This window comes from Haliscomenobacter sp. (genome assembly GCF_033763495.1).
Taxonomy (GTDB): Bacteria; Bacteroidota; Bacteroidia; order Chitinophagales; family Saprospiraceae; genus Haliscomenobacter.
Genome location: NZ_JANRKL010000010.1, coordinates 15322 through 29074 on the forward strand (window position 1 = coordinate 15322; position 13753 = coordinate 29074).

A 13753-nucleotide genomic window follows, 5' to 3' on the forward strand; every position below is an offset into this window, starting at 1 on the left:
AAAATTCTGAATCCAGAATTTCACACTACCCCCTTTCTAAGCTTTACGCCCGTTCTTTTTAAGCTTGCGCTGAACAATTAGAGCATTGATAAGATAGGATATTTTCAAAAGCAGTAAAACTCTAAATGACCAGTTTAAGATTTTTTCATCAAACAAAGGTTTCACATCCCACCCTTTTAATAGAACAAGTTGGATGATTACAAAAGAGAACAGTGTGATTAAAGTCCAAAAGAAATAACTACTCAGGTCAATTTTCATAGTTATGTTGTTTTTTTGAAAGCCTGCTTTGCGTTAATGAACGGTAGAGGATAATTTAATACCCGGGTACATCCTTTTCTTAGTAACAGTCCTGTCGGGCATATTTTTAAATTTGATGGATGTGCAAATACCTTCACGAATAGGCGTTCCTAAATCATTCCTAAGATAAGTGCTTCGCTTCTTGTTTCTCGCGACGAACGCGTAGGTACATCATCACAAAAAACATACAGGCTGTTACCAGCAGATTTAACCAGTACCAAGGTGTATCAACCAGATCCGCTAAAGGACTATCCAAAAGTTTTAGCAAAAAAGCCATTCCACTTAAAAACGTCAACACTACGATCAGCCATTCCCAAGTTCTAAATTTGTGGTTGTTTGCCATTTTCTCGTTGTGCTTTTTGTCGTTTGTTTTCTTCCCGATAAGATATGCCCATACCAATAGATAACAACAAATTAGCGATCAAAGTAAGGATTAGGCCAGGAATTGAGTCGCCCTCTGACAGAAAAAAAATAAGTCGAATTGCTGTAACAATGCACAACGCGGCACTCAAGTAAAAAATGATGACTAAAGCTTTGAGCCTATTCAGTTTCAACATATTTTTCAATTTCTATCCAATTTAAGTTTTTTGGCACAATTGTCAAATGCAAAATGCTTTTCCACCCCAGACAATATAATACTTCCTTTTTTCCTTATTTTGCCCACCTGAAAAATTTCATCCATGCGCCATACCATTTACGCCATACTTTGTCTGTTGTTTTGCACGCCTCTGATGGCGCAAACAGCCAAAGACCTCAGCAACCAGGATTATCCACACCTGGAAAAACTCTACCTCCACCTCCACCAAAATCCCGAACTCTCCTTTTACGAAAAAAACACCGCCAAACGCCTGGCGGAAGAGTTGCGTCAAGCGGGTTTCCAGGTCACCGAAAACTTCGGTGGTACTGGCGTGGTAGGCATTTTGAAAAACGGCCCCGGCCCCACCGTGCTCATCCGTGCCGATATGGATGCCCTACCCGTAGTGGAGGAAACCGGAAAAACCTACGCCAGTCAGGTAAAAACCAAGGATGAAAGTGGCAACACGGTCGGAGTCATGCACGCCTGTGGCCACGATGTACACATGACCGTATGGGCGGGAGCTGCCCGTACCCTGGCCAAAATGAAATCCAAGTGGAGTGGTACGCTGGTCATGGTGGGCCAACCCGCTGAAGAACGCAGCGGCGGGGCCAAAGCGATGCTCAAAGAAGGCTTGTACAGCAAATTCCCCAAACCAGATTACGCACTTGCCACCCACGTCAGCCCCACCCTGGCTGCTGGACGCATCGGTTTCCGCAAAGAGTACACCCTGGCCAATGTCGACTTTATGGACATCACGGTATACGGCCAAGGCGGACATGGCGCTTATCCACACACCACCATTGACCCCATCGTGTTGTCGGCCCGCATCATCACCACCTTACAAACCATCGTCAGTCGGGAAACTTCACCACTAGAGCCTGCTGTGGTCACTGTTGGTGCCATTCACGGTGGTGCCAAGGGCAATGTCATCCCCAACGAAGTGCAATTGCAGTTGACCATGCGCTCTTATTCCGATCAGGTGCGCAAAAATACGATTGAAAAAATTGGGCGGATTTGTCGGGGCGAGGCGATTGCTGCGGGTTTGCCCGAAAGCAAATTTCCCAAAATTACCATGCGCTCCGAAGAAACGCCATCAACCTATAACGACCCTGCCTTAACCGAACGGGTGGTCAACCATTTTAAAACTACCTTTGGCACAGCCCAAATCCAGGAGGTAGAACCTTCCATGGCGGGTGAAGATTTCGCCTTGTTTGGTCGTACACCCGAAAAAGTGCCGATTTTCCTGTTTTGGCTCGGCACCCAAGACCCCGGGCAGGCTGAAAAAGCCGCCAAAGGTGAAATTCAATTGCCCCCCTTGCACTCTTCTCTGTTTTGCCCGGTACCTGAACCCACCATCAAAACGGGGGTAGCGGCAATGAGTGAAGCGGCTTTGCAATTATTTAAGAAATAGTTGAAGGTTGAAATGTTGAAGAGTTGAAAAGTGGTCGGCAAGGCCATATCAATGATCTGACCACAGATCTGTCTTATTAACTCTCCAACTTTAAACTGCTCTTCAACACTTCAACTTTAAACTTTTCATCTCTAATGGATACTTTCAACTGGGGCATCATCGGCCTGGGGCGCATCGCCCACAAATTTGCAGCGGATTTGGCAAAAACACCGGGAGCTAAACTCACAGCGGTAGCTTCGCGTGATATGGATCGATCTGCTGAATTTGCTCGACAATACGGTGCCAGCCACTTTTATGGTGCCTATGAAGACATCATCCAGTGCCCCGACCTTGATGCTGTTTATATTGCTACGCCCAATAATCTACACTGCGAAAATACCTTGTTTTGCCTGGCGCATCAAATTCCGGTGTTGTGTGAAAAGCCCTTCTCCATCAATATCCACGAAGCCAGGCAAATGGTGCAGGAGGCCCGCATGCAACAAACCTTTTTAATGGAGGCCTTCTGGACGCGTTTTTTACCGACCACCCAAAAAATGTTGCAACTCATTGAAGAAGGGCAAATTGGAAAGATATTGGGTGTAAAAGCCGATTTTGGCTTTAAACCGCCTTATGAACCTGAGGGGCGCTTGTTCAATCCCGATTTAGGCGGTGGAGCGCTTTTGGACATTGGGGTTTACCCGCTCTTTTTGGCGACGCTGGTACTGGGAATACCTACTGAAGTAACCGCCAAAGCCTACATCGGTTCCACTGGGGTTGATGAAGATACGGCCATCATTTTACGCCACCAAAACGGGTCCCTTTCTCATCTCCATACCACCATTCGAATGGGCACCAAATCAGAAGCCTTTATTTATGGGGAAACCGGCACCATCCATTTCCACAGCCGTTTTCACGAAATGACCTCGATGAGTTTGTTGCGAGAAGGGAAACGCCCCGAGTTTTTCCAATTCAATCAGGAGGTTCATGGTTATACCTTCGAAGCCCAGGAGGTCATGCGTTGCGTGAAGGCAGGGCTCAGTGAAAGCCCAGGTATTGAACTCGACAATACCTTGGCCCGAATGGAGCTTTTGGATGGAATTCGTCAGCAAATTGGTTTGAGTTACCCCATGGAAAATGTTGCCTAAAAATTCCCAAATCCTAAAAAAACGATTTTTCCAAAAAACGAAGATTACACACCAAAAAACGCCAAAAAATTACTGAAATACGGAAATTTCGGATTGTATCTTCAGTTCGGCTGTACATTGCAAACGTTTGCGGAAAATAGGTTTACATACCACAAATTGCTCATGAATCACTTTAGTTCCCTCCTGTGTTTTTTACTCTGGTTAACTAAACTCGGGGCGCAAGGTATAACGCCTCTACCATCCGCAACCACCCTCAGATCCATTAATTGGCCAATTGATTCCCAGCAACAATTAAACACAATCGCCTTTGGTTCCTGCAACAATCAGGAAAAGGATCAGGCAATGTGGCAACCTATTTTGTTAAACCAACCGGATTTGTGGGTCTGGCTGGGCGACAACATTTATGCCGATACGGACAATATGCGGGTAATGGCCAAAATGTACCGCAAAGTAGTCTCCGAGCCTGGTTACGCCAAATTAAGGGCGCAAAGTTCAATCATCGGCATTTGGGATGACCATGATTATGGTATAAACGATGGGGATAAAACCTATTCAAAAAAGCGACAGAGCAAGGAATTGATGCTGAAATTTTTGGGTGTTCCCAGCTCAAATCCCGTCTGGAAGCATGAAGGAGCATACCAAGCTTATACCATTGGGCCAGTAGGGCGTCAGGTCAAATTTATCCTCTTGGATGGTCGCTATTTTCGCGATGAGCTGAAGGCCAATCCAAGCGGAACGCCCCGCTATTTTGTCAATGAAACCGGCGACATGTTAGGAGAAGCTCAATGGCAATGGCTGGAAGCAGAACTACGCAATAGCACCGCCCAGATTCACATCATCGGCTGTGGCATCCAATTTATTCACGATGAACACGCTTTTGAAAAATGGGCCAATTTTCCGCTAGCCCGCAAACGGCTTTTGAACCTGTTGGCGCAAATTAAACCCACTAAAACCATGCTGATCAGTGGGGATCGCCACATTTCGGAAGTCTCCAGAATGGAATTACCTGGTTTGGATTATCCACTGTACGATTTTACCTCCAGTGGCCTGACCCACGCCTATGCAGGCAATACAAACGAACCCAATCGCTTCCGGGTTTCTCCCTTGGTCAACCAGCGCAGTTTTGGCGTTCTACGCATCGATTGGTCGGCAGCTACCCCTAAAATCACCATGGAAGCACGTGGTTTGAACAACCTTGAGTTTTTTAAAATTGAGTTTTAGTTTTACATCACTATAAGGGCCACCAAACTCCCCAATTCCCACGTCTTATGGCTTGCTCGTTGAGCAGGCCATTTGCATTTTTGGAATTGTAGCAAAGCACCACTTTTATTGGACCTTGTACGCTGGGCCTTTTCCTGAAAAAGAAAATAATTTTTGGTAGCATTTCACAAATCATGAATTCAACTGTGGTTTTTTGTATTTGCCGCAAATTATTATTTTAATCTTCGCTTTGAAAAATTTCTAAAAAAACTCCACTTTTTTGCATATTTTGCGGTTAAGTGTCGGAGAAAAAAGAATTAAATTAACAGTTTCGTACACTTTTTTCATTCTGAGCAATTGGCTTTTCGGGTTTGTTACAATATTTTTGAACCTCTATCTTGACAGCGACATTTGCTTACTAGCCAGTTTAAGACCAGATTATTTCCAATTCTTTAGCCTATTCTTTTTTGAACCACTAACCTAACGACCTAAGTCCCATTAGCTCTAACCATACTGCTGCTTCAGCAACCCAATTTCAACTGAAACGCCCTGCGCGTTAAAGATATTTTTTATTGATCAGACAACAGTTTTGCATATGAAGGAGACCAATGAAGGTTTGTACGTTCCGCAGTTGGAAAAAGACTCTTGTGGCACAGGTTTGATGGCCAATCTCAATGGCATCAAATCCCATGAACTGGTTGAGGACGCCCTCACCATGCTGGCCAATATGGAGCATCGCGGAGCTTGCGGTTGTGAACCTAATACCGGGGACGGTGCTGGTATCATCATCCAAACTCCTCATGAATTTTTCAAGAAAAAATGCCGGGAATTAAAGATAGACCTACCTGATTTTGGCAAATACGGCGTGGGTATGGTTTTTTTTCCCATGGATCGGGCGCAACGCCAGGAGTGTCGGGTTTTATTCCAGGATTACATCGATGAATGTGGGTTTGAATTGATAGGTTGGCGTAAAGTGCCTACCGATCACGAGTTGTTGGGAGAATCTGCCGTGGCTACTGAGCCTCGTGTAGAGCAAGTATTTGTAAAACCCAAGCAGGAAATGGATCTGCAAACGCTGGAACGCCGTTTGTACATCCTACGCAAGTTTGTGATTCACAACATCAACAAGGTTTTCCCTCATGCGAAGGAAAGCTTTTACATCGCCTCCTTTTCATACAAAACTGTTGTATACAAGGGCCAGTTGACCACTTATCAGCTGCGCCCTTACTTTTTAGATTTACAAGATGCGGACCTGAAATCAGCAATTGCGTTGATTCACTCCCGTTTTTCAACCAATACGGTGCCAAAATGGAAATTGGCCCAACCCTTCCGCTATATCGCTCACAATGGTGAGATCAATACGGTAAGAGGAAACCTGAATTGGTGGCAGTCCAAGGAAAAAAACCTGATGTCGGAAATTTTTACCGACGAAGAACTGGAACTGATCAAACCCATTTGTGGTGATGATTTGTCTGATTCCGGTAATTTCGACAATGTCCTGGAATACCTGGTGATGAGTGGTTATTCCTTGCCTCATGCCTTGATGATGATGATCCCCGAGGCCTGGGAGCACGATGACACCATGGAGGATTACAAAAAAGCCTTCTACGAATACCACAAAACCATTATGGAGCCCTGGGATGGCCCTGCTTCCATTTGTTTCACCAATGGTATTTTAGTAGGTGCAACCCTCGATCGCAATGGTCTGCGCCCTTCGCGGTACTGCCTGATGGAGGACAATACCCTGATCGTAGCTTCTGAAGCTGGTGCATTGCCTGTGGATCAATCCAAAGTGGTGAAAAAAGGCCGCCTGCAACCAGGTAGGATGTTGATCGCCGATTTGGACGAAGGCCGCATTGTGGGGGATGAAGAATTAAAAAGCATCATCTGCCAACGTTTGCCTTACCGGGATTGGCTCAAGGAGCACCGCCTGACTTTGGAAGATTTGCCAGAGAACATCCCAGGCACAGTAGAAATGGACGATCAAAGTTTGTTGCGCAATCAGCAACTCTTTGGCTTCAGCAAAGAAGACATCAAGGTGTTGATCAACCCAACTGTAGCCGAAGGTCAAGAGCCTCTTGGCTCCATGGGTGCGGATACACCTCTGGCGGTTCTTTCCCACCAATCACAACACCTGTCCAACTACTTCAAGCAGTTGTTTGCTCAGGTTACCAACCCTCCTATCGACCCCATCCGGGAGCGTTCGGTGATGTCTTTGTTTGCCATGTTGGGGGGCAACCCTAAGCACCTGGATTTGGTGCCCGAGCGTGGCCGCTTCATCCACTTGGAAAGCCCGGTGATTACCAACGGGGAGCTCAACCGGGTAAAATACCTCGGAGAAGGTTATTTCAAATCAGGCGTCATCAATATCCTGTTCCGGGCTGACGGCCAGGAAGGGCGCCTCAAAGCCGCCATCGACAACATTTGCGCCGATGCTGAAGATTTGGTACGTCAGGGTGCCAATATTCTGATCCTCTCTGACCGCAATGTAGATGAAAAATACGCCCCTGTGCCATCCCTTTTGGCCATCGGAGCGGTACACCACCACCTGATCCGTCGGGGTTTGCGGACCTTGACTTCAATAGTCGTTGAGGCTGGCGATATTCGGGAAACGCATCACTTCTGTACCCTGATCGGTTACGGTGCAACTTGCGTGAATCCTTACATGGTTTATGCGACCATCGCCAAGGAACGGGAATTGGGCCACCTGGATGCCAGTATGAAGTTGGAAAAAATGATCGATATCTTCAATAAGGTCATCGGCAAATCCATCCTCAAGGTGATGTCCAAAAACGGAATTTCCACCTTACAATCTTACCAGGGTGCTCAGATCTTCGAGATTCTGGGGATATCCCGAGAAGTGGTGGAAAAATGTTTTGTTGGTTCAGTCTCCCGTATTGAGGGGATCAGTTACGATGGCATCGCTGAAGAAGTATTGGCACGTCACTCCTTTGCCTATCCAGAGAACCCGGTTCCCGGAGCTCAACTGGACGTAGGTGGGGTATACCAATGGAAACGCCGTGGGGAAGCGCACTTGTTTAACCCCAAGAGCATCCACCACCTGCAAGTCGCTTCGCGCAAAAACGACTACCAGGAATACAAAAAATACGCTTCGATCATCAACGAACAAACTGAACAAGCCCTTACGCTCCGCGGTTTGTTGACTTTCCGCAAAGGTAACCCCATTCCAATCGAGGAAGTGGAGCCAGTGGAAAACATCATGAAGCGTTTTGCTACCGGCGCCATGTCCTTCGGTTCCATTTCTCACGAAGCCCATACCACCCTTGCTATCGCGATGAACCGCATTGGTGGCAAGAGCAACAGTGGGGAAGGTGGCGAAGACGAAGCTCGTTTTGAGCGAAAAGAAAATGGCGACTGGGAGCGTTCGGCCATCAAACAGGTGGCTTCAGGCCGCTTTGGGGTGACCAGTTACTACCTCAGCAATGCCGACGAGTTGCAAATCAAAATGGCTCAGGGTGCCAAGCCAGGGGAAGGTGGGCAGTTGCCCGGCCATAAAGTGGATGAGTGGATTGGTCGTGTTCGGCACTCTACTCCGGGGGTAGGTTTGATTTCACCACCACCACACCACGATATTTATTCCATAGAGGATTTGGCGCAGCTCATTTATGACCTCAAAAATGCCAACCCTGCCGCCCGCATCAACGTAAAATTGGTGTCCAAAGCCGGGGTGGGGATCATTGCCTCCGGGGTAGCCAAGGCACATGCCGACGCGATTTTGATCTCTGGTCACGATGGAGGTACCGGAGCTTCTCCGCTTACTTCGATTCGCCACGCGGGTCTGCCCTGGGAACTTGGCCTCGCCGAAACCCATCAAACCCTCTTGCGCAACAAACTGCGCGACCGGGTGGTAGTACAAACTGATGGTCAATTGCGGACTGGAAAAGACATCGCCATCGCAACCCTGCTTGGCGCTGAAGAATGGGGTGTAGCCACAGCTGCCCTGGTGGTAGAAGGTTGCATCATGATGCGCAAGTGCCATGTCAACACCTGCCCGGTAGGGATTGCCACACAGGATCCTGAGTTGCGCAAACGCTTCAAGGGCGATCCAGATCACGTCATCAACTTCTTCCGCTTCCTCGCGGAGGACTTGCGTGAAATCATGGCACAATTGGGTTTCCGTACCATCAACGAAATGGTAGGCAAAGTGGAACTGCTGCGACTGCGCAACAGCATTCAACACTGGAAATACCGCCAGGTGGACCTCAACGCCATCCTCTTCAAGCAACCTGTGGATGAAAATGTAGGGCAATACAAGCGGGTTGAACAAGACCACGGCATTGCCAGTGTTTTGGACCGTAAGTTGATCTACCAGGCCAAACTAGCATTGGAGAATGGACAAAAAGTGAGTTCCATCTTCCCAATTCAAAATACCGATCGTGCGGTTGGGGCAATGCTCTCCAACGAAGTATCCAAACGGTATAAAGGTAAAGGTTTGCCCGATGCCACGATTGATTTCCGTTTCCGAGGTTCAGCAGGCCAGAGTTTTGGAGCTTTTGCAGCGCCAGGCTTGCAGTTCACGCTCGAAGGTGAAGCCAATGACTATTTTGGCAAAGGTCTTTCGGGTGGTCGACTGATTGTGGTCCCCGATCGCGAGGCCAAATTTGAACCACAAGAAAACATCATCATCGGCAACGTAGCCTTTTATGGTGCCACTTCTGGCGAGGCCTATATCAAAGGTATGGCGGGCGAACGGTTCTGTGTGCGCAACTCTGGGGTCAAAACTGTAGTAGAAGGCATCGGCGACCACGGTTGTGAATACATGACTGGTGGCGTTGTAGTGGTGCTTGGCGAAACGGGTAAAAACTTTGCGGCCGGGATGAGTGGAGGTGTAGCTTACGTGTATAACCCACTTGGAGCGTTCGAAAAACGTGTCAATACCGAAATGGTCGACCTCGACCCGATGGAAGACGAGGACTTCGACTTGCTGCGCCGCATGTTGCGCAACCACTTTAGCTGCACCAGTAGCAAAGTGGCTCGCGAAATGCTCGAAAACTGGGACATTGAGCGTCAATTCTTCACCAAGGTGATGCCACGCGATTACAAAGCCGTACTCGCCAAGCGCTCTGAGAAGATGCAAGTTGACCTCAAACCAGCTTTAGTGTCTTAACGACACCAACCCATGGATTTATCCGTGGGAGGCACAACGAAAACCAGCCCATGGCTTCAGCCGTGGGCCCAACCCATGGATTTATCCGTGGGAGGCACAAACAAGAATCAACCCACAAGAATGAGTGTGGGTGTGATGGTGTGAACGTGTGGGTGTGATGGCCTTCCACCGCCCAAGATATACTGCCTCCCACGGATTTATCCGTGGGAGGCAACAAACATGAACCAACCCACGAATTTATTCGTGGGGGAAAAGCAAAACCAATGGCAGATCCAAAAGGATTTCTCAAACATACTCGCGAGCTCCCCTCTTCACGCAAACCCGAAGAGCGCATCAACGACTATCGCGAGATTTACGAGCCGTTTTCAGCTGAAAAAACGGTTAACCAGGCTTCTCGGTGCATGGACTGTGGTGTACCTTTTTGCCACAGCGGTTGTCCATTGGGCAACATCATCCCCGAGTTCAACGACGCGGTATACCAGGAAAACTGGGATGAAGCGTACCAAATCCTCAGCAGCACCAACAACTTCCCGGAATTCACCGGACGTATTTGTCCGGCACCCTGTGAAGCTGCTTGTGTACTAGGCATCAATCAGCCCCCCGTAGCCATCGAGCACATCGAAAAATCGATTGCCGAATTGGCTTTCGAAAAAGGCTATGTCAAACCGCAGATACCAGCACACCGCACGGGCAAAAAAGTAGCAGTGGTTGGTTCTGGCCCTGCGGGCCTGGGTGCTGCGGCACAATTGAACAAGGCTGGCCATGAGGTCACTTTGTTTGAGCGCAAAGACCGCGTTGGGGGCTTACTGCGTTACGGTATTCCAGACTTCAAACTGGAAAAATGGGTCATCGAGCGCCGCGTAGGGGTTATGGAGCAGGAAGGAGTAAACTTCCGCGTCAATACCAACATTGGCGTGGACATCGAAGCCAAACAATTGCTCAGTGATTTTGATGCTGTGGTTCTGGCGGGTGGTTCCACCATACCACGCGACTTGCCTATCCCTGGTCGGGAACTGAAAGGAGTGCATTTTGCGATGGACTTTCTGGAGCAAAGCAATCGCCGCCAGGCTGGCGATCAATTGCCTGCTGACGCAGATATTTGGGCCACCGATAAACACGTAGTTGTGATCGGTGGTGGAGATACTGGTGCTGACTGCGTGGGGACATCCAATCGCCACCGGGCTGCTTCGATCACCCAAATTGAATTGTTGGCCAAACCGCCCAAAGAGCGCGATGAATACTCCTGGCCGAATTGGCCAATGATTTTGCGGACTTCTTCCTCACATGAAGAGGGTGCTGACCGTCAATGGGCCATCCAGACCAAACGTTTCATCGGCGACGAACAGGGCCAAGTCAAACAATTGGAATTGGTGAAGGTTGAGTGGGGAATGGATCAAACCACTGGCCGCTATTCTTTCAAAGAAGTTGCCGGCTCTGAGCAGATCATTCCCTGTGACCTGGCGCTTCTGGCCATTGGCTTTGTACACCCACAGCACCAGGGCATGCTCGAACAATTGGGTGTAGAACTGGACGAGCGTGGCAACGTCAAAGCCAACGAACAGAAATACCAAACCAGCAATAAAAAAGTCTTTGCAGCAGGTGACATGCGCCGGGGTCAATCCCTGGTAGTATGGGCCATCTCTGAAGGCCGCGAATGTGCACGGCAGGTAGATTTGTTCCTGATGGGGCATTCAAGCCTGGAGGCGAAAGAGGATTCGCCACTGATGTTGCACGAGATCGAAGAATAATCCGTAGGGGCACCATCGAGGGTTGCCCCTGCAATTTCGCCCGGATCATTGAAAATGAATACCCTTTCACCTTCAATTTCACTTGCTTCGCCTTTGCATCAAGCTTTTTCATTCCATCAATGTTCACTTCCGCAGTTTGTACCTTAGCCGAAGCGTCCACAATTTTGATGATCAACTCATTGCTGGCTTGACCCAGCGTGACTAATGTGTAAAAACTGATCTGCCTGGTAGCCGGAAGTTGTCGATGAAGTTACCTTCCGCCCAAACTCCTAAACGTAAACGCCCACTCCGACTCCCCTTTCTCCCGCAAAAACAAAAGCCGATCCCGGCCCTCTTCAGCCGTAGGCATCGTTCCAACTGGCACCCACCACAGTGCCATGTGTGCAACATCCATCTTCTCAAACCAGCGTGCCCGATCCCGGAAAACCTGCACATGTGCGGATTTGTAGGCAAAGTATTTCAAGTCTTCAATACTTTCCCATACCGACATATTGACAATGATCAGTGGATCACCAAATACATTGATGCTAGTGGCATCATTGCTGGTGTCATCTTTTAAGCGCCACACAAAACCCGGGCTGCTTTCGGCTAAAGCATTGATGTCGTCGAGCTGCCGAACGAAGTCGGTAATGAGTGGGTCATCGATGGGCGCGAGTAGGCGACCGATGTTGATCTGGGCGAGGTGTTTAGACATGAACGATCAGGAGTCAGTTATCCGAAAACTCATCAGAATTGGGCAATTCTGGCTGGTCATTTTGTTTATTTTGCTCATCTAAGAGCTCCGTTCTAATCTTTTCAATAAACTCTAATTCAACATGGAGTATAGTCATGATGAATTGATCAGTGCATCCGTTTGAGATCATTTCTCTGGTGGCGGCGTTTAAAGTTTGCTCAATACCTTGCTCAATACCTTGCTCGATACCTTTTTCCAGAATCATTTCATAAGTTGTCATAGCCGATTTGTTTATGTTTTGAGGCAGAGCATCAAAGAATTTTTGCACTTTATCTTCAGCAATTTCAGCATTTTTGAAAAAGTATGCAAGTATTAATACGATAAAGTCATCCTGGGTGCTATCCTGGCCTAGATTTGCAAAAATGATGTGTGCATTATTGATTACATAATCGGGATTCCAGATGTGCTTCATCATCAAAAAGGCATTGATCAAAAGCCCCTGGCCCAGTTCAAGGATTTGATCATTGTTCAAACTTTGTAGGTCTGTCAACAAGTAGTCAAAATTTGGGAAAAAAGGCTCCAATCCTTCTGGGATATTCTTTCCGAAGTAAGCTGAAAATTTTCGCTTTTTCCATTTCTCCTTACCGTGGTAAACTACAATTGGAATAATCGGGGTGATGGCTTTGCCTTGTTTCCGCTGCTCCTCCCAAGTATCAAGCATATAGCGCAAGAGTTGAAGATAAGGATATGGTTCAACGCTGCTTTTGTGCTCGAAGATGAAAGAAATGAAAATAGGCCTTTTTGAACCTTTAAATGCACATCGATAAACTACGTCTGAAAAATATTCCTGCAACATTGGGCTTACAAAGGAACCATTTGCTCGGGTCAAGGAGTTGAAATCCAGTTCTTTTTGGAGGTCTATTGGGAGCATTTTAGTAAGATAATCCAATACGATTTCCAATCGGCTGAATACAGCCTTGAAGAACTCATCATGAGGTTTGTCTGGTGATTTTGGCATCTGTTATTTTTTTCAATAAAAGTATTAATATATTTTAAAATAAATCAAAAAGTTTTATTTTTTTAACAAAAAAAGCGGCAGCAAACGCACCCGTCTGCCGCCGCTTCTTAATCTATTGCAAAAATGAAGAGTTGAATCTCGCTCGCGGTAGTCTCAACTTTCTCAACTCATCTTACAAATTCCCCTTCTTCAACTCCGACACCGCGTAATCCACTGCCCTAGCAGTAAAGGCCATATAGGTCAAAGAAGGATTCACACAGTTGGCCGAAGTCATGAAAGCGCCATCCGTAACAAATACGTTAGGTGCTACCCAAACCTGGTTCCACTTGTTCAATACCGAGTTTTTGCGGTCAGTACCCATCCGGGCAGTACCCATTTCGTGAATGCCCAGGCCCAGCGCAGGCTCACTGGTGCGGCTGCTCACGTTTTTGGCACCCATTGCTTCCAACATTTCAGCTGCGTCGGCCTCCATGTCTTTGCGCATGTTGAGCTCGTTGCTGGTATAACCCGCGTCGATCACCACTTGTGGCAAGCCCCACTGGTCTTTTTTATCCGGGCTGAGCATCATCATGTTGTC

The 13753-nt window shown here is 47.6% G+C and carries 10 protein-coding genes; 5 read left to right on the forward strand and 5 right to left on the reverse strand.

The features are described 5' to 3' along the window. Positions 1-36 precede the first annotated feature (36 nt). Both SFV55_RS00780 and SFV55_RS00785 read right to left on the reverse strand, forming a co-directional pair. Entirely contained in the window at positions 37-258 is a 222-nt protein-coding gene (locus SFV55_RS00780; protein WP_320027533.1) for a hypothetical protein, read from the reverse strand. Between the two features lie 160 nt (positions 259-418). Continuing rightward, positions 419-640, reverse strand: coding sequence for a hypothetical protein (locus tag SFV55_RS00785; RefSeq protein ID WP_320027534.1), 222 nt, complete (start codon positions 638-640; stop codon positions 419-421). A gap of 337 nt (positions 641-977) precedes the next feature. Here SFV55_RS00785 and SFV55_RS00790 point away from each other — a divergent pair, with 337 nt between their 5' ends. The 5 genes from SFV55_RS00790 (at position 978) to SFV55_RS00810 (ending at position 11485) form a co-directional block, all read left to right on the forward strand. Then, a complete protein-coding gene (locus SFV55_RS00790; RefSeq protein WP_320027535.1) occupies positions 978-2285 on the forward strand; it encodes an amidohydrolase in 1308 nt (435 codons plus the stop codon). Positions 2286-2419: 134 nt separating this feature from the next. Continuing rightward, positions 2420-3409, forward strand: a complete 990-nt coding sequence (locus tag SFV55_RS00795) for a Gfo/Idh/MocA family oxidoreductase (protein ID WP_320027536.1) — start codon at positions 2420-2422, stop codon at positions 3407-3409. 342 nt (positions 3410-3751) lie between these two features. Next, positions 3752-4630 carry an alkaline phosphatase D family protein gene (locus tag SFV55_RS00800; protein WP_413776676.1) on the forward strand — a complete coding sequence of 293 codons (879 nt, stop codon included), beginning with the start codon at positions 3752-3754 and terminating at the stop codon, positions 4628-4630. A 574-nt stretch (positions 4631-5204) separates the two neighbouring features. Beyond that, positions 5205-9737 (forward strand): glutamate synthase large subunit, encoded by a 4533-nt coding sequence (gltB, locus tag SFV55_RS00805; RefSeq protein WP_320027538.1) that lies wholly within the window; start codon positions 5205-5207, stop codon positions 9735-9737. A gap of 263 nt (positions 9738-10000) precedes the next feature. Next, positions 10001-11485, forward strand: a complete 1485-nt coding sequence (locus SFV55_RS00810; protein ID WP_320027539.1) for a glutamate synthase subunit beta — start codon at positions 10001-10003, stop codon at positions 11483-11485. 250 nt (positions 11486-11735) lie between these two features. Here SFV55_RS00810 and SFV55_RS00815 read toward each other — a convergent pair whose 3' ends face one another. The 3 genes from SFV55_RS00815 to SFV55_RS00825 all read right to left on the reverse strand — a co-directional run. Next, the gene (locus SFV55_RS00815; RefSeq protein ID WP_320027540.1) at positions 11736-12179 is read right to left on the reverse strand and encodes a DUF3291 domain-containing protein; all 444 of its coding nucleotides are present in this window, start codon (positions 12177-12179) and stop codon (positions 11736-11738) included. A 13-nt stretch (positions 12180-12192) separates the two neighbouring features. After that, positions 12193-13176: an Rpn family recombination-promoting nuclease/putative transposase gene (locus tag SFV55_RS00820; RefSeq protein ID WP_320027541.1), complete on the reverse strand. Its 984-nt coding sequence runs from the start codon at positions 13174-13176 to the stop codon at positions 12193-12195. Between the two features lie 172 nt (positions 13177-13348). Beyond that, a partial coding sequence (locus SFV55_RS00825; RefSeq protein WP_320027542.1) for a GMC family oxidoreductase occupies positions 13349-13753 on the reverse strand: 405 nt, incomplete at its 5' end.